Source organism: Sulfurimonas sp. (genome assembly GCF_050296975.1).
Taxonomy (GTDB): domain Bacteria; phylum Campylobacterota; class Campylobacteria; order Campylobacterales; family Sulfurimonadaceae; genus Sulfurimonas.
This window is the reverse complement of the sequence record NZ_JBNKRX010000022.1, coordinates 1-25,474: the sequence shown is the minus strand read 5'-3', so window position 1 is coordinate 25,474 and position 25,474 is coordinate 1. Positions and strand designations below refer to the sequence as shown.

The following is a 25,474-nucleotide window of genomic DNA, read 5'->3' as shown; positions in this document are numbered from 1 at the left end:
GAGATTATAGCATCATTTAACTTACTTCTTTTGGAAAACAGAAACGGTATCCACGACGGCGTACAGTTTCGATTGTAGTTATACTTAAAGGTTTATCCATTTTTTGACGGATTTGATTGATAGCAACTTCAATAACATTTGGAGTAACTAATTCTGGCTCTTCCCAAATAGCATCTAAAAGTTGCTCTTTTGAAACGATTTGATCACGGTGACGAGCTAAGTGAGTAAGTACTTCAAAAGGTTTCCCTTTGAGTTCAATTTCAGTCTCTTTATACGTAATTTTTTCCTCTTCAGGATTGATAGTTAAGTCTTCAATTTCGATGATATTACTTCCACCAAAACGTAAACGTGCTTCTAAACGAGCAATAAGTACTTCAAAATCAAAAGGTTTTCTAATATAGTCATCAGCACCAGCACGTAGAGCTTCGATTTCACTTTCGTTATCATCTCTAGCAGAAAGAACTACTACAACTGTTTTTGGTGTATTTGCTTTGATATCACCAATGATATCTACTGAGTTTCCATCTGGAAGCATCCAGTCCATAAGAACTAAATCGTAGTTACGGATGTCTAGGTAATACTCACCATCTTTTAAAGTTTCAACTACATCACTTTGGTAACCAAACTCTTTAAGTCCCTCAGCAAGCATCTTATTTAATGTTACTTCATCTTCTATAATAAGAATACGCATTAATTATTTCCTATCTCTTAAAAATATGTGAGTGGAATAATAACATAATTTTAGGTAACTTTAAAGTTTTTTTCAATTTTTTTTAATAAAAAGTGAAGTTTTGTTTAAGATTTGAAATCAAAAAAATCTTCTATACTTACCCTGCAATCGGGAAGTATAGATGGTTTGGTGATTTTTAATTTAAGGGTATTTATCTGCTGAAATTTCTCTTGTAAACGCTTAGAAATTTCTAAAATTGCATCTTCAAGGAGTGAAAATTGTTGTTTTATCATAAGAGTTTTTATCATTTGAACAATATCAGCATAATTGATAAACTCTTTATTAAAAAGATACTCTATCTCTAGATTTATAATCACATCTTGAGGTGTATGACGTTCAAAGTCTAAAATCCCTATAATACATTGAAATTTTAGATCTTCTACATATATTTTCACTTTAGATAACTCTTTTCTCTTGACCTTGGATGAGACGAATAATATTTGGTATGTGTTTATAAAATAAGATAAATACTATAAGTACAATAGGTGCATGAGCAATCTCTGGATGTATAAAAAAACTAGCAATAAGCATTGCTAAAACTGCTGTGAGTGATGAGATAGATGAGATACGAACTGTTTTTGCCATAACAACCCAAACAACTAAAGCAATTAAGGTTTCAATTGGAAGCATAAACATCATTACCCCCAGACCAGTTGCAATCCCTTTACCACCTTCAAAGTTCAAATAAGGTGAAAAACAGTGTCCAATTACAGCAAGAACAGCTATCGCCCAAAGTGTAGCTTCACTGACCCCTACTAGATATCCAACTAAAAGTACCACTATGCCTTTAAGTGCATCAAGTATAAGTGTTGCAGCTCCAAGTTTTTTTGCTAAAGCTGGGTTTGTCTCTTTTACAACACGAAGCACATTTGTTGCTCCAATACTTTTACTTCCAGAAGATTTGATATCTACTCCAGCAAAAGTTTTTGCCAAAAGTAGACCAAATGGGATACCACCAATTAAAAAAGCAGCAATATAAAATTGAATATTTATATTAAAAAGAATGTCCATATATAACCTTGAGTTAATTTCAATATCAAAATTCTACTATGATTATGCTAAATAAATTTTGATATAATTTCAGTACTAATAATTTGAGGATTTTTTTTGAAATTAAGTAACGAAGAATTAAGAAGTGAAATTGACAGATTAAAAAATAAATTGAGCGTTACTGTCGTTGCACACTTTTATCAACGTGATGAGGTGTTTGAGATTGCAGATATTACTGGGGATTCTTTAGAACTTGCTATGCGTACACAAGCAGATGATGCAGAGTTTGTTTTGTTTTGTGGTGTTGGATTTATGGGGCAGAGTGTAAAAGTTTTAAGCCCACAAAAACGCGTAGTTATGCCAAAGATTGCTTGTTGTGCAATGGCAAAAATGATCGATGGACTTTATTATGATGAATCTGTAAAGTTTTTAAATGACCATGGGATCGCAAAAGAGAATATTTTACCAATCACTTATATCAATTCAAATGCAGATGTAAAAGCAAAAGTTGGTGAGATGGGTGGTATGGTATGTACAAGCTCAAACGCAAAAAAAATTATAACAACGGCTCTTAAAGAGGGGAAAAAAATTCTTTTTGTACCTGATCGTTGTTTAGGGCAAAATATCGCAAATCAAATGGGATTAAAATCGATGGTTATAGGTCAAGGCGGTGATCCAAAAGAGGCAGATATTATCTGTTATGACGGTTTTTGTTCAGTGCACCAACTCTTCACTGTAGAGGATATAGAGTTTTTTAGAAAAAAATATCCGGGGATTAAGATAGCGACACACCCTGAATGTGATCCAGCTATTTGTGATGCGAGTGATTTTGTGGGCTCAACTTCGCAGTTGATCAAGTACATCACAGAACTTCCAGCTGATCAAAAAGTAGCAGTTGGAACAGAGTTCAATATGGTAAATCGTTTGCGTCCAGCAAATACATATGTACTTAGTTCAACAAAACCAGAATGCCCAACAATGAATGAAACAACTTTAGAAGATGTATATATGACACTTAAAGCGATTGAAGATGAAAATCCAATCAATGAGATTGATGTTGATGAGTCTACTCAAAAATGGGCAAAAATTGCATTAGAAAGAATGTTGGCATTATGATAAAAGAGTTTGTTAAAGCAGCACTTGCTGAGGATGTTGGACGTGGTGATCTTTACGCTTTAGTAGAGCCAAGTGCACCTACAAAAGCAGATATTATCGCTAAATGTGATGGTGTTTTTGCAGGGGTAAGATATATAGATGTTTTAGCAAACGAAGAAAACTTAGAGATCATCTGGGGTAAAAAAGATGGTGAGCGTTTTGTAAAAGGGGATGTAATTGCTATTGTAAAAGGCAATTCCCACGATGTTTTAAAAACTGAGCGTACACTTCTTGATCTAGCCTTACATGCAAGTTCGATTGCTACACTCACTCGAAAATATGTAGATATCATAGCTCCATATGGTGTAAAACTTTTAGATACTCGTAAAACTCGTCCATTGCTGCGTGTTTTTGAAAAGTATGCTACACGTTGTGGAGGGGCTACAAATCATAGAATGGGATTAGATGACTCTTTAATGATTAAAGATACACATTTAAAAACTATTGAGAATTTAAGTGAATATATTGAAAAAGCAAGAGAAGTGATCCCTTTTACTGCAAAGATTGAAGTAGAAGCTGAAACGCTAGAAATTGCAAAAATGGCTTTTAAAGCAGGTGTAGACATAGTAATGTGTGACAATATGACACCACAAGAGGTACAAGAGGTTGTTGCATATCGAAATGAATATTATGCACATATCTTACTTGAGGCGAGTGGAAATATCTCGTTAGAGACTATTGAGTCGTATGCAAAAACTGGTGTAGATGCAATTAGCTCTGGTTCACTTATCCATCAAGCAAATTGGATCGATCTTTCTATGAAAATATCATAATTTTGACGAAAAAAGAACAAGTGATTTTTTTTACGTTAGGTACTATGCCACTAAAGAAAGTTTTTTAAAAAAAGCTTTGTGGGTTCAGGAGAATATAAATGGCAGATGATCAAGAAAAGACCGAAGAACCCACCCCCAAGAAGATAGAGGATGCCCGAAAAGAGGGGAATGTTCCAAAATCTCAAGATGCTTCAGGTGTTATGACCTTATTTGTAGCGATACTTGCTACATTGATGCTTTTTCCTTTTATAGCAAAACATATGATTCTCCTTTTTCAATATTATTTTTCTTTAGTTGGAACACCTATAGATAAACTGTTTGTCATGGATATACTCCTTATATCTATTCGAGAAATTTTACTTATGATTATGCCTTTGGCAATTGCAGTTGCCCTTGCTGGAATTGTAGCGGCATTTGCACAATTTGGTTTTTTATTTACGACAAAAGCAATTGTTCCAGATATCAAAAAAATCGATCCAATCAAAGGAACAGCAAATCTTTTTTCTCTTAAAAAGCTGATAGAGGGGATAAAAGTAACACTAAAGTCTTTTACAACATTAGGTATAGGATTTGTCTTTTTCTTTTACTTTATTTTAGAACTTCCAACTGTTGCACTTTTTGGACTTGAAGATCAACTTTCATGGTTGCGAGATAAAGTTATTATTATTGCTTTAGTGATGCTTCTTATTATATTTATTTTTGCAATCATCGATGTGATAATAGTGAGAAAGCAATATTTTGATGGTTTGAAAATGTCTAAACAAGAGATCAAAGATGAGATGAAAAACATGGAGGGGGACCCTCATGTAAAAGCAAAAATTAGACAGATTCAGATGGAAACAGCACGTCGTAGAATGATGGCAGAAGTACCACAAGCCGATGTAATTATTACCAATCCTACACACTATGCAGTAGCTATTAAATACGATCAAGAGAAATATAGTGCACCTGTTGTTATTGCAAAAGGGGTAGATAATATAGCGCAACAGATCAAAAAAATTGCACGAGAAAATGATGTACATATTGTGCAAAACCCACCATTAGCACGTTCACTATATAGTGAAGTAGATATTGATAGACCAATTCCAGAATCTCTTTTTAAAGCGGTTGCAGAAGTTCTTGCTTACGTTTATAAAGTGAATAGAAAATAGTATATAATTTTAATCAAAAAGTAGCATTGCATCGTGGTTGAATTAGATCAAATAAATGAAAACAAACATATTGTTCTTATTGCAAATAATGAAACATTTTCATTAGCAAATGTACTTTATACCTATATTTTGACTTTACATAAAAAAGTTTCATTAGTTGCAACACAAGAGATTGATAAAAAGTTTGTTTTTTTACCTTGGTTTGATAAAGTACGCAAGATAGTTCCAAGTTCAGGCGATATCAAAATCGAGTTGAACTTAGATACTTTGCGTCTATATCAAGAGTTTCAAAGCCATTCAATCAAAATGAATGAAAAGATTGCGACTTCATTTTATAGCTCTTTTTTAGTTGAAGATGGGTTAAAAAGTATTTTATGTGAAGATAAAAAACTGAGTGCTATGAGTGAGTTGATTACACTAGGTGCAGATTGTAAAACTTGCAATGAGTTTTTAAAAAGCAGTAAAAGTTTAGCACTTTTTAGACTCAAATCACTGCTATTTGCTAACTTTGTTCTAAAAAATGAAGCAAAAGTGGTTGAGGTTTATATCGATGAAGCGATGCTTAAACAAAGTGGTGCAAAGTTGACAGATGCTTTGCTTGTAGCACAAGAGCTTTTAGAGATCATACATGTACATAAAGTTGTTTTGATACAAAAAGATGAAAATAAAATTTTAAAAGAGATAAAGGTAGAAAATTGAGAAAAAAAAATAATTCGTCGTTTATAACACTATTTTTAATGTTGGCACTTGTTGCTGGAGGTTTGTATATATATTTTTCATCTACTTTTGAGAGAGTAGCTCCACAAATAACACTTAATACAAATGGTTTTTGGAATTTTAAAGAGCCATTACACTTAAATATCAGCGATGAAAGTGGAGTTAAAGCGTATAGAATATCTATGAAAAGTTCTAAAGGTGAGCAGCAGTTACAATATGAACAACTTCTTATGCCTAGTACATCTTTAGACTTAGAAATAGAACCTCCAAAGGGTATATATGCTTTAAAAGATAAAAAAATAGAGATAGTTGTTGAAGCTATAGATGCAAGTAAGTGGAACCTCTTAAAAGGTAACGATGCGAAAAAGGAATTTGCACTTACAATTGATAAAAAAAGACCAAATATCAACATTATCAATAACTCTTATAAAATTTCTCGTGGTGGCGCTGCTTTAGTTATCTTTAGTGTAAATGATGAAAACCTAGAAGAGTTTTATATTCTTGGAAATCATGATAAAAAATTTAAAGCACAACCTTTTTATAAAGAGGGGTATTATATTGCACTTATTGCATGGCCAGTTATTGATAAAGGTTTTAAAGCAACAGTAGTTGCAAGGGATAGTGCAGGTAATACAACAAAATCTTATGTACCGTTTTACCTCAAAGACAAAACCTATAAGCTTTCAAAAATTGACCTTTCTGATAAATTTTTAAAAGGGAAGATTTATGAATTATCTGAGGAGTTTGAAGAGACTCAGGGGATTGAAAACTCTTTAGAACAGTTTAAAATTATCAATGAAGATGTTCGTGCAAAAAATGAAAAATTGATTCATGAAATTACATCAAAAGTTTCCAATGATATGATTAGTGATTTCAAAGTGCAAAAGATATATCCGCTCAAAAATGGACAAGTTGTAGCACATTTTGGTGATCATAGACAGTACTACTATAATCATAAGTTTGTAAGTGAAGCATATCATCTAGGGATCGATTTGGCGAGTTATGCAATGGCACCTACTATGACTCAAAATGGTGGTGAAGTTGTTTTTACAGACTATAATGGTTTATATGGAAATATGCCAATAATTTCACATGGACTTGGACTTTATACCCTTTATGGACATTGTTCTAGTATAGATGTGAGTGTTGGAGAACATCTACCAGCAAATACAAAGATAGCAAATACTGGTAAAACAGGGTATGCAATGGGCGATCATTTACATTTTGGTGTTTTAGTACAAGGAATTGAAGTGCGTCCACAAGAGTGGATGGATTCACAATGGATAAAACTCAATATTAGTGATATAATTAAAGAATCTAAAAAAATTATAGATCAAAGATAAAAGGGACTTTATGTATCAAACAACTATAAAAAAGAGTGTAGAACTTGTTGGAATAGGTCTTCATAAAGGTTCACCTGTAAAACTTCGATTAGAACCATTAGAAGCTGAGAGTGGAATAGTATTTTATAGAAGTGATGTAGATGTGTCTATCCCACTAATTCCTGAGAATGTTGTTGATACAAAAATGGCTACAGTTATTGGTAAAGAAGGGTATGTTATCTCTACAATTGAGCATCTCCTCTCCGCTGTTTATGCTTATGGGATTGATAATTTACGTGTAATTGTTGATGCAGATGAAGTCCCTGTTATGGATGGTAGTAGTGCAAGTTATTGTATGCTTTTAGATGAAGCGGAAGTTGTCGAGTTAGATAAACCTAAACGTATTATGCGTATTAAAAAAGAAGTTGCGATACAAGAGGGGGACAAGTATGTAAAACTCTCCCCAGCAAAAGATTTGAGTTATGATTTTACAATCAAGTTTCCACATCCAGTAATTCAAGAACAAGCATATGTGCTTAAATTTACAAAACAATCATATAAAGAGGAAATTTCTCGTGCGAGAACATTTGGTTTTTTACATGAGGTACAATATCTGCGTTCAAAAGGTTTAGCTCTTGGTGGAAGTTTAGAAAATGCAGTAGTGTTGGATGATAAAAAGATTTTAAATCCAGAAGGATTGCGTTTTGATGATGAGTTCGTTCGCCATAAAATCTTAGATGCTATTGGAGATATGAGTTTAATTGGGATGAACTTTATAGGAAACTATGAAGCATTTGCAGGAAGTCATGATCTAAACCACAAACTTACACTTGAGCTTCTGAAAGACCCAGCTAACTATGAAGTAATCGAGCTTGTTGGTGAAGAGTTAAAAGAGTTAGAAAAAGCGTATGCGTAAAGGTGTTGATGTTGTTTGTATCACGCTAATTTCACCTATTCAAATTGGCATCTATGAAGATCAAAAACTCATAGAGGTGAAATCATCGGATGAAAAAAGTTCTGATGTTTTGCCACTTATTTTTCGAGAAATTTTAGAAAAATATGAGATAAAAGCACTTTTTTATGTGAATGGGCCAGGGAGCTTTATGGCTATAAAAGTAGCATATATATTTTTAAAGTCACTGAGTATTTTAAAAAATATTCCCTTATATGCGCGTGATGCATTTTATTTTAATAATAATCAACCTATAAAAGCGATAGGAAAGCTATTTTTTGTTAGAATGCATGAAAAGATAGAAACACAGAAACTAGAAACAGTACCGGTGGTGAGTTTTAGGCTCCCCGATCTACTGGAGTATAAAGATTTTAGCGAGGAAACAGCGCCACTATATAAAATAGCTGCTGTTTAATAGGAAAATATTAGTGACAATAAGCGTACCAGCTACATCTGCAAATTTAGGTCCAGGGTTTGACTCATTAGGGTTAGCAGTTGATTTAAGAAACAAAGTTGAATTTCATCCATCAAAATTTTTTAGTGTAAGTATAAAAGGTGAGGGTGAAAATAACACACGTTTAAAAGGGAATAACCTTTTTGTAAGTATTTTTAATGAGCATTATTCAAGACTAACAAATAAACAGCAAAACTTTAAATTTACCTTTTATAACTCTATCCCTATGTCGAGAGGACTTGGTAGCTCATCTGCTGTGATTGTTAGTGCGATTGCATCAGCGCATGAAGCAGCAAATATTCGGGTTTCTAAACGTAGAATTTTAAACCATGCACTTGTTTATGAGCCACATCCAGATAACATTACACCAGCTGTAATGGGTGGATTTAATGTTGCTACTATTGAAAAAAATAAAGTATTTTCACAACAAAAACATTTGCCAGAATATTTAAAAGCAATAGTTGTGATCCCAAATAAACAGATGAATACTTCAAAATCACGTACGATTTTGCCAAAATCTTACTCAAAAGAGAATGCAGTTTATAATCTCTCTCATACAGCACTTACAGTAGCTGCTTTTTTTAATGAAGATTGGGAAGTATTAAAACTTGCTACTCAGGATAGATTTCATCAAAAAGCAAGAATGAAAACATTACCTGAACTCTTTGCAGTACAAAAAGTTGCTTATGAGAGCGGTGCATTGATGAGTACACTCTCTGGAAGTGGTAGTACATTTTTTTCAATGGCTTATGATGATGATGCGGCGATGATAGCGAACCGTCTGAAACAAAAGTTTCCTGAGTTTGCAGTGAAAATTTTAGATTTTGATAACAGCGGTCTTACAATAGAGCGATAAACAGTTACAATCAAGTATTATTTGGATATAATGGCGGAAAAATTTTATAGACCAACAAGGATGTGTATCTCTTGTAGAGAGAAGTTTGCACAAGAAGAACTTGTAAGAATAAAGTGCATGGATGCAGAATTATCTTTGTTTAATGGGTTTGGAAGAAGTTTTTATTTTTGTAAGATTTGTCTAAGTGATGAAAAGAAGATTACAAAAGCATTGATGAGACAATGTAAAAGTAATAAAAAAGATGAACTTATGAATAAATTAAAGGAGATTGTCACGAATGAGTGAAAAAGTTAGAGTACATGAAATTGCTAAAGAGTTAGGAATTACTTCTAAAGATGTTATAGATAAAGCCACAAAAATAGGGTTAGATGTTAAATCTGCACAAAGTGTTGTAAGCATGGAACAAGCTGAGAATTTAGCAAACTATATCATGAATGGTGAATCAGCAGAAGCTGAAGTGAAACCTGAAAAAAAACCAGAACTAAAGAAAGAAGAGAAAAAAGAAGAAACTCCTAAAAAAGAAGCAAAAGTTGATGACTCTAAAACTGTTGCACAGGTAGAAGAAAAAGAATCTTCAAAAGTGGCAAAAAAATTACCAGAAACTAAAGAAGTTTCTCAAAAAGTTCAAGATGATAACTCTCCTAAAATTAAATCTGCTGTAAAAAAATCTGGTTTAAAAATTGTTAAAAAGAAAAAGCCTGTAAAAGAAGAAGTAGTTGAAGCACCTGCAAAACAAGAAGCAGTAGTTTCCTCATATGGAAAAATGAGCGAAGAGGTACTTGAAGAACTTGCTAAAAAGAAAAAAGCAAAAGAAAAATCAACTCCTGCTATGAAAAAAGAACAAGGTAGAAAACTTGATCTTGATATAGATATTTTTAGTGGTTCGATGTCAGATGTTTCATTAGATATGGATGATCAAGTAGTGCTTCTTGATATCCATTCTACTGAGCTTAAAGAGGTTGTTGATGATGAGCCTAAAAAACCAAAACAACCAAAGCCAATTGGTAGAAATGCAAATAAAAAACAAGCTCCAAAAACAAGAAGAGTAGCTCGTGATAAACGTAAAAAGTATGTAAAAGAAAAACCTGTAGATGAAGTTGTAACTCATGTAGAAATCCCTGAAGATATTCGTGTATATGAGTTTGCAGAAAAAATTAATCGTCCAATGGGTGAGATCATCAAAGTACTTTTTGATCTTGGTATGATGATGACAAAAAATGACTTTTTAGGTAATGATGAGATTGAGATTTTATCTGAAGAGTTTGGTGTAGAAGTAACCATTACTGATCCAAAAGATGAGTTTAACTATGTAGATGAAGCAGAGATAACTGAGGAAGATCCAAATGCACAAGAACGTCCACCAATCATCACAATTATGGGTCACGTAGATCATGGTAAAACATCACTCCTTGATGCAATCCGTAAAGCAAAAGTAACAGAAGATGAAGCGGGTGGTATTACGCAACATATTGGTGCATATACGATCAACCAACACGGTAAAGAGATCACATTTATCGATACTCCAGGACACGCGGCATTTGGTGCTATGCGTCAACGTGGTACTGATATTACAGATATTATTATCATCGTGGTTGCTGCTGATGATGGTGTAAAACCGCAAACTGAAGAAGTTATCAAAATTGCTAAAGATTCTGGTGCACCTATTATTGTAGCTCTGAATAAAATGGATAAAGAAACAGCGAATCCAGATATGGTTAAAGCTCAAATGGCGGAGCGTGGTATCACTGCAAATGATTGGGGTGGAGATATTGAGTTTGTCCCGCTTTCAGCAAAAAGCGGAATGGGCATTGATGAGCTTTTAGAAAACATCCTATTAACTGCTGAGATTTTAGAGTTAAAAGCAAACCCTAAAGCAGATGCAAAAGCAGCTGTAGTTGAATCTTCATTAGAAAAAGGTCGTGGTGCAGTTGCAACTGTGATTGTTCAAAACGGTACGCTTAAAGTTGGTGATTATGTAGTTTGTGGAAAAGCATATGGACGTGTAAAAGCACTTATGAATGAAAATGGTGTACAAGTTAAAGAAGTGCCACCATCGCATACATCAGTTGTTGTCGGTCTTAATGAAGTTCCAGCTGCTGGTGAAATTATGATGAAAATGAAAAACGATAAAGAAGCAAAAGCATACGCTCAAAAACGTTATGAATATGATCGTCATAAAGAGTTAAGTAAATCTACAAAATCAACATTAGAAGATATGACATCTATGATCGCTGAAGGTCGTCTAAAATCGCTTAAAATTGTTCTTAAAACCGATGTTCATGGTTCACTTGAAGCAATTAAGTCTTCACTTTCAGAACTTAGAAATGAAGAGGTTAAAATTGACATTATTTCTAGCGGTGTTGGTGGTATTACAGAAAACGATGTTGAACTTGTTGGAAACTCTGAAAACTGTGTACTTCTTGGATTTAACGTTCGTCCAACTGGTTCAGTTAAAGCATTAGCGAAACAGAGAAATGTTGATATCCGTACATACTCAATTATCTATCAATTACTTGATGATATGACTGGAATGTTAACTGGTATGATGGCTCCTAAATTCACTGAAGAAAATACAGGTCAAGCAGAAGTACGTGATGTATTTAAATCACCAAAAGGTATGGTTGCTGGATGTGTTGTTGTTGATGGTAGACTTATCCGTGGTGGACTTGTTCGTGTTATTCGCGAGGGTGTTGTGGCATTTGAGGGTGAACTTGTCAGCCTTAGACGTTTTAAAGATGACGTTGAAGAGATTGGAAATGGGTATGAGTGTGGTGTTATCATCTCTAACTACGAAGATGTTCAAGTTGGCGATGTAATTGAAACATTCAAAAAAGTTGAGCAAGAAGTAAGTCTATAACAAGAGGTCTGCCATGACAGAAGCACAGATCAAACTTAAGCGTACAGAATCAGTTCTTGAAGAGTTGATTCCTGAAGCCCTTTCACAACTTAATGATGGACGTTTGCATGAGTTAAGTATAACTGCTGTGAAATGTTCTCGTGGTAGAAGTGATGCTAAGGTGTATATTGACCCATCTTATTTTAATGATGAAGAAAAAAAACTTTTACTAAAACAGATTAAAAAAGCAAGACCAATTATTGAAGATTATTGTATGAAAGATCAAGGTTGGTTTAAATCTCCTAAACTTGCTTTTGAATTTGATGAACATTTGAAAAAAACACAAACAATCGAAGAGTTATTTAAAAAAATCTCTAAAGATACAAAAGAGGAGAAGTAATGAGTTTACAAAACGATATAGAATCATTGGTGAAATCTGTAGGCTTAGAGCTTTATGATACTTCTGTAGTGTCTGAATTTGGAGATACTATTTATAGAGTTTCTATCATTTCACCTGAATTTGAAGATGGAAAAAGAAAAGGTGTGACTATGGATCAATGTGTTGACTTAACACATCTGATCTCACCACTTTTAGATGTAACACCACCGCTCTCTGGTGAGTACAGACTTGAAGTTGGAAGTCCTGGTTTAGAGAGAAAACTTACCACTTTAGATCACTTTGCAAAATCTGTTAATGAAGATATCTCATTTACAACAAGTGAAAAAGATAAGATTAAAGCAAAACTTGTTGCAGTTGACGGCTCAAACCTTACATTTGAAGATGAACATGAAAAGTTTGAGATCGATTTTAACGACATAAAAAAAGCAAAAACTTATTTTGAATGGAAATAGATAACAACTTTTTTATGCATTTAGCCTTGCAAGAGGCTTGGAAATATCAAGGACTCACATATCCAAACCCTGCTGTAGGGTGTTGTATAACAGGACAAAGCGGCGAAATTTTGGCTGTTGAAGCACATCAAAAAGCAGGTGCTCCACATGCTGAAGTTAATGCCTTGCAAAAAGCATATTATAAACTTACAAACAACACAGAGATTTTAAAACTTTCCTCATCACAAGAGATTCACAATTTTTTACTTCAAAACCATAACGACATTTTTCACGAATGTAATGTATATACAACATTAGAGCCATGCTCACATGTTGGAAAAACACCATCGTGTGCAAATTTATTAAGTGCACTAGGTGTAAAAAAAGTCTATGTAGGGGCAAATGATTTTAATGCCGAAGCTTCACATGGAAACCAGATACTTTCAGATAATCACATAGAAGTACAAAATGGTGTTTTAGAAAAAGAGTGTAATGATTTACTTATCCCATTTCAAAAGTTTTTAGAGGGTAGATTTGTATTTTTTAAATGGGCTCAGCGACTTAATGGAACTTTTGAGGGTGGCTCAATCAGCTCACAAGAATCAAAAAAACAAGTACATGCTATGCGTGATAGCTGTGATCTTTTAATCATTGGTGGCAATACTGTAAGAGTTGATCGACCGACACTTGATGCACGACTTGTAGATGGAAAGGCACCTGACATTTTGATTATCTCAAAGCAAAAAGAGTTTGATACTACTATTCCTCTGTTTCAAGTAGAAAATCGCAAAGTTATGATTGCAGATAATTTTGATAGTATGAAAAACTATAAAAATATTATGATTGAGGGTGGTGATACACTTTATAATCTTACAAAAGAGTTTGTTGATTTGTATCTTTGTTATATTGCACCAAAGTTAGGTGGCAGTAGAGTATTTACAAATATTGAGGCAGAGTTAGAGATTTTAAATACAGATAAAGTCGGTGAAGATATAATTATGTGGATGAAAAGAAGGAATTTAAATGTCTGAACAAAAACAAGAAAAAATTGTCTCAATGTTTGACAATATCGCTCCAACATACGATACAGCCAATCGTGTTATGAGTATGGGTGTAGATATCGCTTGGAGAAAAAAAGCTTGTGACCTTGCATACAATTATCTTGATAAAAAAGAGATAGAAAAAATTGTAGATGTAGCTTGTGGAACAGGTGATATGATGGGACATTGGCAAAAACAAGCAACAAAAGCAGATATTGAGATAAAAGAGATTGTTGGTGTTGATCCATCCAATGGAATGGTAGATGTTGCGCGTAAAAAATTTCCAGATTTTTCTTATCATATAGCAAAAGCGACCGAGATTCCATTAGAAGATGGTGGTGCTGACATTGTGAGTATTACATATGGAATTCGTAATGTTGTAGAGCGTCAAGAAGCATTTTATGAATTTAATCGTGTTTTAAAACAAGGTGGGCTTGTAGTGATTTTAGAGTTTATGAAGCAAGATAAAAAAACACTCAAAGACAAGATTAGAGACTTTTATATGCACAAAATTTTGCCTTATGTAGGTGGAGCAATCTCAAAAAATTTAGAAGCGTATACATATCTTCCAGATTCAATAGAAAACTTTGTAACGATTGAAGGGATGCAACAAGAACTTGAGAAAGCTGGATTTGAGATGTTATACACACAAAGTTTTTCTATGGATATCTCTACACTTTTTATAGCGAGAAAAAAATAAATTCTTGCTATGAACACACTTTCTGTCTCGGCTCTCAATGAACAGATAAAATCTCTTTTAGAAAACAGTTTTGAGCGAGTTTTTGTAGAGGGGGAACTCTCTCGAATCACTTTTCATAATTCAGGTCACATCTATTTTACTTTAAAAGATAAAGATTCAGCTATTAGTTGTGTGATGTTTAAAGGTAATGCAACAAAACTCAAGTTTCGTTTAGAAGAGGGGCTTAAAGTTTTAGTTGATGGAGCAATCTCAGTTTATAAACCTCGTGGTTCATATCAGATAAACTGTTTTATGATTGAACCAGCTGGTCAAGGTGCACTAGCTTTAGCGTATGAGCAGTTAAAGAAAAAACTCTCAGACAAAGGCTACTTTGATCAAGCACGAAAAAAGCAACTTCCAAAATTTCCTTCCAAAATAGCACTTATCACATCTGCTACGGGTGCTGCTTTACAAGATATGCTTCGAGTAGCAAATAAACGATATAAAAACCTATCAATTGATTTGTATGATGTTTTAGTACAAGGGGATGGTGCTGCATTTGCTATTGCATCTGCCATTGCTCAAGCAGATAAACACAGGTATGATTTTATTATTGTAGGACGTGGTGGTGGAAGTATAGAGGATTTGTGGGCTTTTAATGAGGAGAGTGTTGCCGATGCAATCTATCAAGCAAATACTCCTATTATCTCAGCAGTTGGGCACGAGATAGATTATCTCATTTCAGATTTTGTAGCAGATGTAAGAGCACCTACGCCAAGTGCAGCTATGGAAATTGCACTCCCTGATGAAAATGAATTGTTGCAATATCTAGATTCTTTATCGAATCAATTGACACAGACACTTTCACAAAAAGTTTATAATAAACGTCAAGAATTAGAGCATTTACAAAAATCATTTGTACAGCATTCAGTTGAGCGAAAATTGACACTTTATAAAGAGAGTATAAATAATTTACAAGAGCGATTTAATCAAACAATTGCATATAAAATGCAAAATTATGACGTAAAAGTTAAAAATATTTTAGAGCGATTTCCTCAGCTAATTGAAAATAGAATAAATGGGTATAAAGAGCAGATTAGCAATTTACAAAAGATGTTAGAATCTAATCATCCAAAATTAAAACGAAAAAAAGGTTTTGCTCAAATCTCTCAAGCAAATAAAGTGATCGATCTGAACTCTTTAAATGTAGATGAAGAGTTTGAAGCACAAAGTGATACAGTCGTAATCCATGCTAAAGTGCTTCAAAAAAGAGAAATATAGCTATTGTAAAGAGAGCTTTGGAAAATATGTATACAAAGTAACTGCTGTAGATGTTGAGAGTTGCTTCATAAGTTTTTCAAACTTATCTTCTTCATTCCAAATAGCTTCAGTCACACCACTAAGTTGCATAAGTTCATTTTTTGCATCAATTTCAACACCAAGTTGATCTATTAAACCTACTTGTTGTGCTTGTGAAGCTGTAAAAATATGTGCATTTGCATAGATATCACGTTTTGTAAAATCAAGTCCTCGTGCATCTGCAACATCATGGCTAAACATATCATATGTATCTTGGATCACTTTATTGAGTTCATTTACTTCATAGTCCCTCCAAGGTCTGTCCAATGTCCCTACTTGTTTATACTTTCCAGCTTGAACTGTTTGAGATTTGATACCGATTTTCCCCATTAACTCACTTACATCAGCCCCTTGCATAATCACACCAATGCTTCCAATCATACTTCCAGGGTTTGAGATAATTTTATCTGCCCAGATACTTGCGTAGTAACTTCCACTAGCAATTGTTCCTTTTGCATAGACAACCACAGGTTTTTTTGCTGTTGCACGTTTAATAGCATACGAGATTTCAATGGATGGAGCAACGGCACCACCAGGTGAATCGACACATAAAAGTATCCCCTTTACATTTGTGTTGTTAGTAGCTTTGTCGATTTTTTCAACAACCTCAGTTGCATCAAAGATAGGACCAACAAGATTGATTTTTTCTAAGTTGTGATTGAAACTCGATTGATTTTCATTTGGCATAAATAGTAATATAATTATTAGTACAAGAACAGTTGCTTTAAAATGTTCTTGAATAAACTTAATTGGTGCAGTTATTGGTATAAAAAGAGCTTTTAAAAATCCCATTATATTTCCCCTTTTTCAAGTTTTCCATTGATAAAAACTTTTGATATATTATAGTGATGTAATATTAAATGTGTCATAAGCTCATCATTTGGTTCATTTTCTAAATCAAGCACAATCATATCAGCATTTTTCCCCTCTTTAATCTCTCCAGTATTAAGTCCAAGTGCCTTGGCAGCATTTTTTGTTGCTGCATTGATGAGGCTTTGGGAAAAACCTAAAAGAGGTGCATTTGCATGAGTCATTAAAGAGATTTTCATCTCTTCAAAGAGATCAAGTTTATAGTTAGAGCTCAGACCATCTGTAGCAATTATCCACGGGATATTATTTTCATTGAGTTGTTTTATATTAAGTACACCATTGCCTAAAAGCCTATTAGATATTGGGCAGTGTATGATTGTGTGGTTTGAGTTTTTTATCTTTTGTAGCTCATCTTCATTTGATTTTACAACATGTGTTAAAAGGGTAGGTGTAGTATTAAAATGTTCTAAAAATTCTTTTGAATCGCTTACATTTTTCTCTTGATTTAAGAAGTTTTTGAAAAACTCTTGAAAATCCCCTTTACTCTCATCAAGCCAATCACGTTCAGCTTGACTTTCCATAAAATGCGCTGTGAGTTTAAGATTTTCACGTGCAACAATCTCTAAAGCTTTTTTGATAAGAATTGGGTGTACAGAGTAAGGTGAATGGATTGCAACTGCTGGTATAAAACCTTCACGTTTGACAGCTTTACTTGCATCAAGCCTTGCTAAAAAATCACCAAATAAAGCATCAGCCATACCTGCTTGGGAGCCGATAAGCTCATTGAAAAAAACGACATTTTGTTTTGCATTTGCACATGCATCTAAATCCATCGCATGGGAACTAATCGCCCCAAAAGTAGTAATTCCTCGATCAAGCATAGCATCAATGGATTTTGACATACAGTTTTGATCACATCCATTGATGAGCTCTTCACGATTTTCTATTACACTATAAAGCCAATTTATAAAATCACCATAACTGAGTTGTGTTTTGTTCGCTGAAAACTCTATGTGTACATGTGCGTTGATAAGCCCAGGCATCAATAAAGAGTTCTTTGCCAATTTGATAACTTCTGCTTCTGGAAACTCTTTTATCAGATCCTCTTCAAAACCAATTTTTTGGATTGTTTTATCAAAAGCAATAGAGAGATTTTGAAATAACTCATTTGGGGTTAAAATATAGTTTGGTGATATAATTTTCATTTGTACAATTCTTTACAATTAGATTTCAATAAAATTATACACTTTGATTTGTTTAATCTTTTTTTCGGTAGAATAACTTCAAATAAACAAATGAAGGTAAAAAATGAAAATAGTAGTTATTCAAGGTCCAAATTTAAATATGTTAGGTGTTCGTGAAACACAAATTTATGGTCCAATGAAACTAGAACAAATTCATGCTCAAATGAAAGAAGTTGCATCTCAAAATGGTGTAGAAATAGAATTTTTTCAAAGTAACTTAGAGGGTGAAATTGTAGATAAAATCCAAGAGTGTTATGGTGAAGCACATGGTATTATCATCAATGCAGCAGCATATACACATACTTCTATCGCTATTCGTGATGCAATTGCTGCTGTAAATATTCCAACAATTGAGGTACATATCTCAAATATTCACAGACGTGAAGAGTTCCGTCAAACAAATATGATTGCTCCTGTGTGTACATCATCTATTGTAGGTTTTGGTCCTTTTGGATATCATTTAGCTATGATGGGAATGTTACAAATTATGAATGAGATAAAAGCTGCTCAACAAGCACAACAAGCTGCTGCCCAACAAGCATAGTATGTACTTAAAACGCAAAATAGATGAAAGGTTAATTTCATTTTATGGTTTGCGTTTTCCATTTTCTAAGCGAGTTCGATCAAGACGTAGATACGAAGTTGTAGTAGGAATAGGTGGAAATATTGGAGATGTTCGAAGAAGGTTTGAGCATCTATTTGTTGATTTTAAACGAGATAAAAGGGTTGAGTTATTTCAAACATCGTTGATTTTGAAAAATCCTCCATTTGGTTATGCAAACCAAGATGATTTTTTTAACTCAATTATGTTTTTTAAAACTTCGATGCAGCCAAAAAAGTTTTTGGACTATTTGTTAAGGGTTGAGAAACGATATGGAAGAAAAAGAAGTTTTGCAAATGCACCAAGGACTCTAGATTTGGATATAATTTTCTTTAACAATAGAATTATAAAAACAAAAGATTTAGTTGTCCCACATCCACATTGGTATAAAAGAGAGAGTGTAGTGATTCCATTAACAGGTGCTAAGATATGAAAATGCTTACATTTACAGGAAAATCCCCATCAGAAGCTTTAAAAAAAGCAAAGATGCAAATTGGTGATGAGGGGATGCTCATTGAAACTCGTGAACTACGGAAAAAAGCTTTAGGACGAGACGGGCTTTATGAGATAGTTATTGGCGTTGATGATAACACTACAGTAGCAGAGTATTCAAGACCAAAGAAGCCTTTAAATTCACAGCAGCCTGTAAAAGATGAATCTAAAGATGTACTTTTTGATATATCTAATGCAGCAGAACAAATCTCAAAAATCTCACAAGTTACAGACCCTTTTAGCCAATATGAACAAAAAAATGATTTTCAAGTACCTTTGGTTGAACCATTGGAGTTAAAAGAGATCAAATCTGAGATCAATAAACTTGCCGATAAAGTAAAAATAATTCAAAATATGTTTTGGGATGAAAAATCACCAAATCTTTCAAATCAAATTCCACCAGAGTTTTCAGAGATTTATCGACTGGCTAGTCAAAGTGGGATGAATAAAGAGCATTTAGATATGTTAATGCAAGTAACTTTAGAGCATATGCCTCTTAAAATGAGAGAAAATTCTGCAACAGTTAAACGTTACTTTCAAACGATTTTACGAAAAATGGTACCTATCCGCAAGGAATCAATGCCAGCAGTTGGAGCTAAAAAAGTGATTATGTTAGTAGGACCAACAGGAGTTGGAAAAACTACATCGATTGCAAAATTAGCAGCACGTTACTCTTTTTTAATGGAGAAAAAATATAAAGTTGGTTTAGTAGTACTCGATACATATAGAATTGGGGCAGTTGAGCAACTGATGCAGTATGCTCGTATGATGAAACTAGGTATTGAAACTGTTGTTGATCCACCAGAGTTCTCTTCAGCGCTTGACTCACTCAAATATTGTGATTGTATCTTGATTGATACTATGGGCTCTAGCCCTTATGATAAAGGGAAAATTGAAAAAATCTATGAGTGTTTACACTCTAATACGACACATTATGAAATCGATGTAGTACTTGTTATGCCAAGTAGTATCAAATATGATGATTTAAAAATTACATATGAAAACTTTTCATCACTTGGAGTAGATACTTTAATGTTTACAAAGTTAGATGAAACAAGAGGTTTTGGAAATATTTTTTCTTTATCTTATGAGACAAAAAAACCAATTAGTTATTTTTCAGTTGGACAAGAGGTCCCCGAAGACCTAGTGGTAGCTTCAAGCGATTTTTTAATTGAATGTTTATTGCATGGATTTAACAGGAGTAAAGCATGATGGGACATCAAGCTGAAAAATTAGAAGAACTTGTTTCATCAAATGGTGCCAAAAAATCTAAGAAAACACGTTTTATTGCTATTACAAGTGGTAAAGGTGGTGTTGGTAAAAGTACTATCAGCTCAAACCTTGCATACTCTCTATCTCAAAGAGGTTTAAATGTAGGCATTTTTGATGCAGATATCGGTCTTGCTAATCTTGATGTAATGTTTAATGTAAAGATCAAAAAAAATATATTACACGTTCTCAAAGGGGAAGCAACAGTCTCTGATATTTTGATACCAATTACTCGTAATTTAATCCTTATCCCAGGAGAGAGTGGTGATGAGATACTTAAATATTCTGACAAAGCACTTTTTGAGCGTTTTATGGAAGAGGCACAGGTTTTAGATAAACTTGATGTAATGATTATAGACACTGGAGCTGGGATAGGAGAACATATTCAAATGTTTTTAAATGCCGCAGATGATGTTATAGTTGTAACTGTCCCTGATCCAGCAGCTATTACAGATGCATATGCGACTATTAAAACTATAGCAACACTTAGAGACGATGTAAATATGATTATGAATCAGGTTAAAAGTGAAAAAGAAGCAGTTGGAGTGTTTGAAAAGATAAAAAAAGTAGCCCTTGCAAATATCGGTGGCAATTTAAACTTGCAGTTGTTAGGGAAGATAAATATTGATCAAAGAGTATCTTCTGCTGTAAAACAAAGAGCATTGTTTTCAGTTTTATATCCTTCAGCCCAAGCAACAAAAGATATTGAAGTTATTATTGAAAAAATTATCTCAAAGCTGGAACGAAATGTGCTCGTAAAATCTGCTGAGAGTGGTCTTAGTGGTCTTTTTAAACGTTTGATGGACCATTTTTAATAAAGGGTGGAGTTGAGATGCTAGGTGAAAATTTTGTGTATTTTTTTACAGTTCAAGGTTTTTTCGTAGGGATTATTTTTGGCATTTTAAAATCTTTTGACGCTGGTGGGCTGTTAACATATACTTTTTTTATCACTATTTTCTTTTATCTGTTCTCACATATCATAGTGGCTCTTTATTATAAAACTGTGAGCATTCGTGCATACCATTTTCCAAAAGATGATCATGAAAAAGAGCTTGATATTTTTGTAAAAGAGATTAATAAACGTGAAAAGCTTATAGACTCAGCATGTAAATTAACTGATTACGCGATTAAAATGAATTCTGAAGATGTAGCAGGGCAAAAATTATGATTCCAAATGCTTACGTTGAAGATATGAAACATCGTGAAGATCAACTAGCAATACAATATTTACCAGCTGTTAAAGCAATGGCATTTAGACTCAAAGAAAGACTTCCTAGCTCAATTGAATATTCTGATCTTTCTGCTATTGGTACTGAAGAGTTAATTAAACTAGCTCGTCGTTATGATGATTCACTTAACGATAATTTTTGGGGTTATGCAAAAAAACGTGTATATGGCGCTATGTTAGATTATCTACGAAGTTTAGATGTTTTAAGTCGCGCAAATAGAAAACTTGTAAAAGCAATCGATCATGCAATAGAAGAGTATAGATTGACACATGATGAAGAACCATCTGATGAAGAACTAGCAACAGTTTTAGAAGAAGATGTAGAAAAAATTCATGAAGCACGTGTAGCTTCAAATATTTATACAGTGATGCCTCTTCATGACCAACTGCAAGTTGGTGATGAGGGTGCAGCATTAGCGCAGGTTGAGCGAGAAGAGCTTATAGATGTTATTAAAAATGTGCTTTCTGGATACAAAGAGAGAGAACAGATGATTATTCAGTTATATTATTTTGAAGAGTTAACACTTAAAGAGATTAGTGATGTGTTAAATATAACAGAATCTAGAATTTCTCAAATTCATAAATCTGTTTTACATAAAATTAAAGAGAGTATAGGAGCGTAGTATGGCAGATATACTTTCCCAAGAAGAGATTGATGCATTATTGGATGTTGTTGAAGACGAAGGTGATGATGTCCTTGAGAGTGGTGATGAAAATCTAATCCCCCAACGTCAAGTAACTTTATATGATTTTAAAAGACCAAATAGAGTTTCAAAAGAACAACTTCGTGCATTTCGTGGTGTACATGACAAAATGGCGAGAAGTTTGGCATCTCAAATCTCTTCGATTATGAGAAGTATTGTTGAGATTCAGCTCCATTCAGTTGATCAGATGACATATGGTGAGTTTTTGATGTCGCTCCCAAATCCTACAAGTTTCAACGTTTTTTCTATGAAACCACTGGAAGGAAGTGGTGTTATTGAAATCAACCCTTCAATAGCATTCCCAATGTTAGATAGATTACTTGGTGGAAAAGGTGAACCTTTTGACTCTACAAGAGAGTTTTCTGATATAGAACTCTCTTTATTTGAGACAATTTTACGTGTAATGATGAGTACACTTAAAGAGGCTTGGGGGCCTGTTATGGATGTATATCCAACGATAGAGTCAAAAGAATCAAGTCCAAATGTTGTTCAAATCGTTGCTCAAAATGAGATTGTTGTGATGGTTGTAATGGAGATTATTATTGGACACAGCTCAGGGATGATGAATATCTGTTATCCAGTTATATCTCTTGAACCGGTACTCCCTAAACTAGCATCACGTGATCTTATGTTGAATGAAACAAGTTCAAAAAAATCAAGAAATACAGAGTTAAAAGTTCTTCTTGGTGGTGCAAAAGTAAATATTGAAGCGATGCTTGGTGATGCTAATCTTTCTATGGGAGAAATACTAGAATTAAAAATTGGTGATGTATTACGATTATCAAGCCCAGCAGATGATATTGTAACTGTGTCTGTTGATGGAAAAGATAGATTCCGTGGAGAGATAGGTCTAAGAAGATTTAGAAAATCTATAAATGTTACAGAAATTATTGAAACAGAAAAAGATGAAGTAAAATATGCACTAGAAAATTTAGAGCGACAAAGACATGATAAAATTTCTGGTGTACGAGATATAATACACGAAGCCGAAAATGATTATGATTTATTAGAAGAAAATGAAGAGGAAAAAGGGGATTAGATGAGTGACTTTATAAAACTATTTGAAGATGAAACAGTTGCTACCATAGAGGCACTTGTAGGCTCAGCTCCAACATTAGAGCTTAAAGAAAAACAAGAGTTAAGCATTATCTCTAATATTGTACCACCCATAGTATTGGTAAGATTAAAAATTAGTGGTGATGTAGAAGCAGATGCTATGATTGCTTTACCTCCAAATTTAGCAGCATCATTATCAGATATGATGATGGGTGAAGAAGCGAGTGATCGAGAAGATGTAAGTGATGATGATATCGATGCAACTAAAGAGATAATTTCAAATATTTTTGGTGCTATAGCTAACTCACTCTCTGCTCAAAAAGAGTTGCCAATATTATCATTTAATGTAGAAAACATTGAACTGATTGGTGAAAGTGAAGATGTGAGTTTAGAGCAATTTAGTAAAATGTATGTGTATCAATTTACTTTAGCTTCATTAAACTCCCTTTTAATGTTTATAATAGATCAAAAACTCACTGATAAACTTTTTGCTGATCCTAAAGCGGAAAATGTTTCACAAACTTCTGAAGTAGAATCTACAACTCATAATAGTTCAACTAATAATACTTCACCTTGTAGAGATAATAAAATAAAACTTTCAGAAGAAGAGATGAATAATATATCATTGATTATGGATGTTAAGTTACCAGTTAAAGTAAGAATTGGTAAAAAAAGGATGTTACTTAAAGATGTATTAAATATGGATATTGGTTCTGTTATAGAATTGAATCAGTTGGCAAACGATCCATTGGAAATTTTAGTTGATAATCATGTTATAGCTGAGGGTGAGGTTGTAATTGTAGATGGAAACTTTGGTGTACAAATTACAGCAATTGGTACTAAAAAAGAGAGATTAAATAAATTAAAAGAATAAGTTTTTCATATACTTTAATTTGATATAATTACAAAAATGTGACTATACTAGATTGAAGGTTAATGAAGTGAAAAAAGTTTTAGTTGGTATGAGTGGTGGTGTTGACTCTACAATAACGATACTATTGTTAAAAGAGCAAGGTTATGAAGTTGAAGGTGTATATATGAAACTTCACTCCAAACCTGGTTATCATGAGATTCACTTAGCTCGTGCTCAAAAAGCTGCAGATTATGTAGGTGTAAAACTGCATGTCTTAGATCTTCAAGATATCTTCAATCAAAAAGTTTTTCAACCATTTATACATGCATATTCAGAAGGAAAAACACCAAATCCATGTGCACTATGTAATAGAAATCTAAAATTTGGTGAAATGATTAAATTTGCTGATGAGATAGGAGCTGAATATTTAGCTACAGGACATTATATTAAAACTGATGGTAAATATTTGTATGCTGCCGATGATGATACAAAAGATCAAAGCTATTTTTTGTTTTATATAAATAAAGATATTTTACCAAGATTGAAGTTTCCATTAGGTGAAAGAAAGAAAAGTGATATAAAAGAGTTGGCTGCTTCTATAGAAGGCTTAGAATCTTTTGCATCACAAGCAGAATCTAGTGAAATATGTTTTGTGGAAACTACATATACAGATGTGTTAAAACATTATGTAGAAGTTGATCAGCTTGGAGAAGTAGTCGATAAAGAGGGAAATGTTGTAGGTGAACATAAAGGCTATATGCACTATACAATTGGAAAAAGAAGAGGCTTTAGTGTTAATGGTGCACATGATCCACATTTCGTGACAAAGATTATTCCAGAAAAAAATCAAATTGTAGTTGGCAAGAGAGAAGAGCTTTTTTGTAACAAGGTTATACTTAATAAGTTGAATTTTTTTAATGATGAAAAAGAGTTTGAATCAACTGTTAAACTAAGATATAGAACTCAGGCAGTTGCATGTCATGTGAAAATTGAAAATGATAAAGCATATGTAGATTTAAAAGAAGGTGTATTTGGCGTTGCAGTAGGTCAAGCAGCAGTCTTTTATGATGGAGATAAATTAATTGGTGGTGGCTGGATAATTGAGGCTAATTAGATAATAAAAAAACTTTTATAAAAGACCTTCAGCTAATTAAACGCATTTTAAGTTTAATTTCTCTATAATTCCCGTCCACAAACGAAGAGAGACTTCGAGTTGAAGTCAGAGAAGACGTTTGAGATCATTGAAAACTAAGCAAGCGGAAGCTTGAATAATACAAAAAACAACAACCGTCTATTAACTTATAGTAGTTAGTAGATAACTTTAATAAAGCCAATGATTTTAAAATCTTGGGCAAAAGATTAAACAATTCAA

At 33.4% G+C, this 25,474-nt stretch carries 29 protein-coding genes; 24 read left to right on the top strand and 5 right to left on the bottom strand.

The window, feature by feature from the left end:
• Positions 1-16: 16 nt before the first annotated feature.
• The 3 genes from hsrA to plsY all read right to left on the bottom strand — a co-directional run bounded on the left by hsrA (position 17) and on the right by plsY (position 1,741).
• On the bottom strand, positions 17-691 hold the full coding sequence (hsrA, locus tag ACQY56_RS06135) for a homeostatic response regulator transcription factor HsrA (RefSeq protein ID WP_193112985.1): 675 nt from the start codon (positions 689-691) through the stop codon (positions 17-19).
• 104 nt (positions 692-795) lie between these two features.
• Positions 796-1,125 (bottom strand): dihydroneopterin aldolase, encoded by a 330-nt coding sequence (locus tag ACQY56_RS06130; protein ID WP_428739203.1) that lies wholly within the window; start codon positions 1,123-1,125, stop codon positions 796-798.
• 1 nt (position 1,126) lies between these two features.
• Positions 1,127-1,741: a glycerol-3-phosphate 1-O-acyltransferase PlsY gene (gene plsY, locus ACQY56_RS06125; protein ID WP_428739202.1), complete on the bottom strand. Its 615-nt coding sequence runs from the start codon at positions 1,739-1,741 to the stop codon at positions 1,127-1,129.
• Positions 1,742-1,837: 96 nt separating this feature from the next.
• On the opposite strand from plsY, the gene nadA reads away from it, so the two are divergent.
• The 15 genes from nadA (at position 1,838) to xseA (ending at position 15,767) form a co-directional block, all read left to right on the top strand.
• The gene (gene nadA, locus ACQY56_RS06120) at positions 1,838-2,836 is read left to right on the top strand and encodes a quinolinate synthase NadA (protein WP_428739201.1); all 999 of its coding nucleotides are present in this window, start codon (positions 1,838-1,840) and stop codon (positions 2,834-2,836) included.
• Positions 2,833-3,648, top strand: a complete 816-nt coding sequence (nadC, locus tag ACQY56_RS06115) for a carboxylating nicotinate-nucleotide diphosphorylase (protein WP_428739200.1) — start codon at positions 2,833-2,835, stop codon at positions 3,646-3,648. The genes nadA and nadC overlap by 4 nt, the downstream gene beginning before the upstream one ends.
• A gap of 98 nt (positions 3,649-3,746) precedes the next feature.
• Positions 3,747-4,799 carry a flagellar biosynthesis protein FlhB gene (flhB, locus tag ACQY56_RS06110; RefSeq protein ID WP_428739199.1) on the top strand — a complete coding sequence of 351 codons (1,053 nt, stop codon included), beginning with the start codon at positions 3,747-3,749 and terminating at the stop codon, positions 4,797-4,799.
• 33 nt (positions 4,800-4,832) lie between these two features.
• Positions 4,833-5,498, top strand: a complete 666-nt coding sequence (locus ACQY56_RS06105) for a hypothetical protein (protein WP_428739198.1) — start codon at positions 4,833-4,835, stop codon at positions 5,496-5,498.
• On the top strand, positions 5,495-6,859 hold the full coding sequence (locus ACQY56_RS06100) for a M23 family metallopeptidase (protein ID WP_428739197.1): 1,365 nt from the start codon (positions 5,495-5,497) through the stop codon (positions 6,857-6,859). The genes ACQY56_RS06105 and ACQY56_RS06100 overlap by 4 nt, the downstream gene beginning before the upstream one ends.
• A 10-nt stretch (positions 6,860-6,869) precedes the next feature.
• A complete protein-coding gene (gene lpxC / locus ACQY56_RS06095; protein ID WP_428739196.1) occupies positions 6,870-7,754 on the top strand; it encodes a UDP-3-O-acyl-N-acetylglucosamine deacetylase in 885 nt (294 codons plus the stop codon).
• Positions 7,747-8,205, top strand: coding sequence for a hypothetical protein (locus tag ACQY56_RS06090; protein ID WP_428739195.1), 459 nt, complete (start codon positions 7,747-7,749; stop codon positions 8,203-8,205). Before lpxC ends, ACQY56_RS06090 begins: the two co-directional genes overlap by 8 nt.
• A gap of 13 nt (positions 8,206-8,218) precedes the next feature.
• Positions 8,219-9,100, top strand: a complete 882-nt coding sequence (gene thrB / locus ACQY56_RS06085; RefSeq protein WP_428739194.1) for a homoserine kinase — start codon at positions 8,219-8,221, stop codon at positions 9,098-9,100.
• A gap of 30 nt (positions 9,101-9,130) precedes the next feature.
• Entirely contained in the window at positions 9,131-9,385 is a 255-nt protein-coding gene (locus ACQY56_RS06080) for a DUF448 domain-containing protein (protein WP_428739193.1), read from the top strand.
• Positions 9,378-11,957: a translation initiation factor IF-2 gene (infB, locus tag ACQY56_RS06075; RefSeq protein WP_428739948.1), complete on the top strand. Its 2,580-nt coding sequence runs from the start codon at positions 9,378-9,380 to the stop codon at positions 11,955-11,957. Before ACQY56_RS06080 ends, infB begins: the two co-directional genes overlap by 8 nt.
• Before the next feature lie 13 nt (positions 11,958-11,970).
• Entirely contained in the window at positions 11,971-12,336 is a 366-nt protein-coding gene (rbfA, locus tag ACQY56_RS06070) for a 30S ribosome-binding factor RbfA (RefSeq protein ID WP_428739500.1), read from the top strand.
• Entirely contained in the window at positions 12,336-12,788 is a 453-nt protein-coding gene (locus tag ACQY56_RS06065) for a ribosome maturation factor (protein ID WP_428739499.1), read from the top strand. Before rbfA ends, ACQY56_RS06065 begins: the two co-directional genes overlap by 1 nt.
• Positions 12,779-13,798 (top strand): bifunctional diaminohydroxyphosphoribosylaminopyrimidine deaminase/5-amino-6-(5-phosphoribosylamino)uracil reductase RibD, encoded by a 1,020-nt coding sequence (gene ribD, locus ACQY56_RS06060; RefSeq protein ID WP_428739498.1) that lies wholly within the window; start codon positions 12,779-12,781, stop codon positions 13,796-13,798. Before ACQY56_RS06065 ends, ribD begins: the two co-directional genes overlap by 10 nt.
• A complete protein-coding gene (gene ubiE, locus ACQY56_RS06055) occupies positions 13,791-14,507 on the top strand; it encodes a bifunctional demethylmenaquinone methyltransferase/2-methoxy-6-polyprenyl-1,4-benzoquinol methylase UbiE (protein ID WP_428739497.1) in 717 nt (238 codons plus the stop codon). Before ribD ends, ubiE begins: the two co-directional genes overlap by 8 nt.
• 9 nt (positions 14,508-14,516) lie before the next feature.
• Positions 14,517-15,767 (top strand): exodeoxyribonuclease VII large subunit, encoded by a 1,251-nt coding sequence (gene xseA / locus ACQY56_RS06050; protein WP_428739496.1) that lies wholly within the window; start codon positions 14,517-14,519, stop codon positions 15,765-15,767.
• Here the strand turns inward: xseA and sppA are convergent, their stop codons facing one another.
• Complete coding sequence (gene sppA, locus ACQY56_RS06045) at positions 15,768-16,637, bottom strand: signal peptide peptidase SppA (protein ID WP_428739495.1); 870 nt, start codon at positions 16,635-16,637, stop codon at positions 15,768-15,770.
• Entirely contained in the window at positions 16,637-17,860 is a 1,224-nt protein-coding gene (gene mqnF / locus ACQY56_RS06040; protein ID WP_428739494.1) for an aminofutalosine deaminase family hydrolase, read from the bottom strand. Before mqnF ends, sppA begins: the two co-directional genes overlap by 1 nt.
• 103 nt (positions 17,861-17,963) lie before the next feature.
• On the opposite strand from mqnF, the gene aroQ reads away from it, so the two are divergent.
• Genes aroQ through mnmA form a run of 9 tightly spaced genes read left to right on the top strand, consistent with a single transcriptional unit; the run spans position 17,964 to position 25,216 of the window.
• On the top strand, positions 17,964-18,443 hold the full coding sequence (aroQ, locus tag ACQY56_RS06035; protein ID WP_428739493.1) for a type II 3-dehydroquinate dehydratase: 480 nt from the start codon (positions 17,964-17,966) through the stop codon (positions 18,441-18,443).
• Between the two features lies 1 nt (position 18,444).
• A complete protein-coding gene (folK, locus tag ACQY56_RS06030) occupies positions 18,445-18,933 on the top strand; it encodes a 2-amino-4-hydroxy-6-hydroxymethyldihydropteridine diphosphokinase (protein ID WP_428739492.1) in 489 nt (162 codons plus the stop codon).
• Complete coding sequence (gene flhF, locus ACQY56_RS06025) at positions 18,930-20,204, top strand: flagellar biosynthesis protein FlhF (RefSeq protein WP_428739491.1); 1,275 nt, start codon at positions 18,930-18,932, stop codon at positions 20,202-20,204. The genes folK and flhF overlap by 4 nt, the downstream gene beginning before the upstream one ends.
• The gene (locus ACQY56_RS06020) at positions 20,201-21,076 is read left to right on the top strand and encodes a MinD/ParA family protein (RefSeq protein ID WP_428739490.1); all 876 of its coding nucleotides are present in this window, start codon (positions 20,201-20,203) and stop codon (positions 21,074-21,076) included. Before flhF ends, ACQY56_RS06020 begins: the two co-directional genes overlap by 4 nt.
• A gap of 17 nt (positions 21,077-21,093) precedes the next feature.
• Positions 21,094-21,429: a hypothetical protein gene (locus ACQY56_RS06015; RefSeq protein ID WP_428739489.1), complete on the top strand. Its 336-nt coding sequence runs from the start codon at positions 21,094-21,096 to the stop codon at positions 21,427-21,429.
• Positions 21,426-22,112 (top strand): RNA polymerase sigma factor FliA, encoded by a 687-nt coding sequence (locus ACQY56_RS06010; protein WP_428739488.1) that lies wholly within the window; start codon positions 21,426-21,428, stop codon positions 22,110-22,112. The genes ACQY56_RS06015 and ACQY56_RS06010 overlap by 4 nt, the downstream gene beginning before the upstream one ends.
• Position 22,113: 1 nt before the next feature.
• Positions 22,114-23,232 carry a flagellar motor switch protein FliM gene (fliM, locus tag ACQY56_RS06005; protein WP_428739487.1) on the top strand — a complete coding sequence of 373 codons (1,119 nt, stop codon included), beginning with the start codon at positions 22,114-22,116 and terminating at the stop codon, positions 23,230-23,232.
• A complete protein-coding gene (fliY, locus tag ACQY56_RS06000; RefSeq protein ID WP_428739486.1) occupies positions 23,233-24,123 on the top strand; it encodes a flagellar motor switch protein FliY in 891 nt (296 codons plus the stop codon).
• A gap of 52 nt (positions 24,124-24,175) precedes the next feature.
• Positions 24,176-25,216 (top strand): tRNA 2-thiouridine(34) synthase MnmA, encoded by a 1,041-nt coding sequence (gene mnmA / locus ACQY56_RS05995; RefSeq protein ID WP_428739485.1) that lies wholly within the window; start codon positions 24,176-24,178, stop codon positions 25,214-25,216.
• The last annotated feature ends 258 nt before the right edge of the window (positions 25,217-25,474 follow it).

What these genes read in the sequence shown, in the direction of transcription:
- hsrA (WP_193112985.1), bottom strand. Translation starts at nt 691, where the DNA reads ATGCGTATTCTTATTATAGAAGATGAAGTAACATTAAATAAGATGCTT.
- plsY (WP_428739202.1), bottom strand. Translation starts at nt 1,741, where the DNA reads ATGGACATTCTTTTTAATATAAATATTCAATTTTATATTGCTGCTTTT.
- nadC (WP_428739200.1), top strand. Translation starts at nt 2,833, where the DNA reads ATGATAAAAGAGTTTGTTAAAGCAGCACTTGCTGAGGATGTTGGACGT.
- flhB (WP_428739199.1), top strand. Translation starts at nt 3,747, where the DNA reads ATGGCAGATGATCAAGAAAAGACCGAAGAACCCACCCCCAAGAAGATA.
- lpxC (WP_428739196.1), top strand. Translation starts at nt 6,870, where the DNA reads ATGTATCAAACAACTATAAAAAAGAGTGTAGAACTTGTTGGAATAGGT.
- ACQY56_RS06090 (WP_428739195.1), top strand. Translation starts at nt 7,747, where the DNA reads ATGCGTAAAGGTGTTGATGTTGTTTGTATCACGCTAATTTCACCTATT.
- ACQY56_RS06080 (WP_428739193.1), top strand. Translation starts at nt 9,131, where the DNA reads ATGGCGGAAAAATTTTATAGACCAACAAGGATGTGTATCTCTTGTAGA.
- infB (WP_428739948.1), top strand. Translation starts at nt 9,378, where the DNA reads ATGAGTGAAAAAGTTAGAGTACATGAAATTGCTAAAGAGTTAGGAATT.
- rbfA (WP_428739500.1), top strand. Translation starts at nt 11,971, where the DNA reads ATGACAGAAGCACAGATCAAACTTAAGCGTACAGAATCAGTTCTTGAA.
- ACQY56_RS06065 (WP_428739499.1), top strand. Translation starts at nt 12,336, where the DNA reads ATGAGTTTACAAAACGATATAGAATCATTGGTGAAATCTGTAGGCTTA.
- ribD (WP_428739498.1), top strand. Translation starts at nt 12,779, where the DNA reads ATGGAAATAGATAACAACTTTTTTATGCATTTAGCCTTGCAAGAGGCT.
- ubiE (WP_428739497.1), top strand. Translation starts at nt 13,791, where the DNA reads ATGTCTGAACAAAAACAAGAAAAAATTGTCTCAATGTTTGACAATATC.
- xseA (WP_428739496.1), top strand. Translation starts at nt 14,517, where the DNA reads ATGAACACACTTTCTGTCTCGGCTCTCAATGAACAGATAAAATCTCTT.
- sppA (WP_428739495.1), bottom strand. Translation starts at nt 16,637, where the DNA reads ATGGGATTTTTAAAAGCTCTTTTTATACCAATAACTGCACCAATTAAG.
- mqnF (WP_428739494.1), bottom strand. Translation starts at nt 17,860, where the DNA reads ATGAAAATTATATCACCAAACTATATTTTAACCCCAAATGAGTTATTT.
- aroQ (WP_428739493.1), top strand. Translation starts at nt 17,964, where the DNA reads ATGAAAATAGTAGTTATTCAAGGTCCAAATTTAAATATGTTAGGTGTT.
- folK (WP_428739492.1), top strand. Translation starts at nt 18,445, where the DNA reads ATGTACTTAAAACGCAAAATAGATGAAAGGTTAATTTCATTTTATGGT.
- flhF (WP_428739491.1), top strand. Translation starts at nt 18,930, where the DNA reads ATGAAAATGCTTACATTTACAGGAAAATCCCCATCAGAAGCTTTAAAA.
- ACQY56_RS06020 (WP_428739490.1), top strand. Translation starts at nt 20,201, where the DNA reads ATGATGGGACATCAAGCTGAAAAATTAGAAGAACTTGTTTCATCAAAT.
- ACQY56_RS06015 (WP_428739489.1), top strand. Translation starts at nt 21,094, where the DNA reads ATGCTAGGTGAAAATTTTGTGTATTTTTTTACAGTTCAAGGTTTTTTC.
- ACQY56_RS06010 (WP_428739488.1), top strand. Translation starts at nt 21,426, where the DNA reads ATGATTCCAAATGCTTACGTTGAAGATATGAAACATCGTGAAGATCAA.
- fliM (WP_428739487.1), top strand. Translation starts at nt 22,114, where the DNA reads ATGGCAGATATACTTTCCCAAGAAGAGATTGATGCATTATTGGATGTT.
- fliY (WP_428739486.1), top strand. Translation starts at nt 23,233, where the DNA reads ATGAGTGACTTTATAAAACTATTTGAAGATGAAACAGTTGCTACCATA.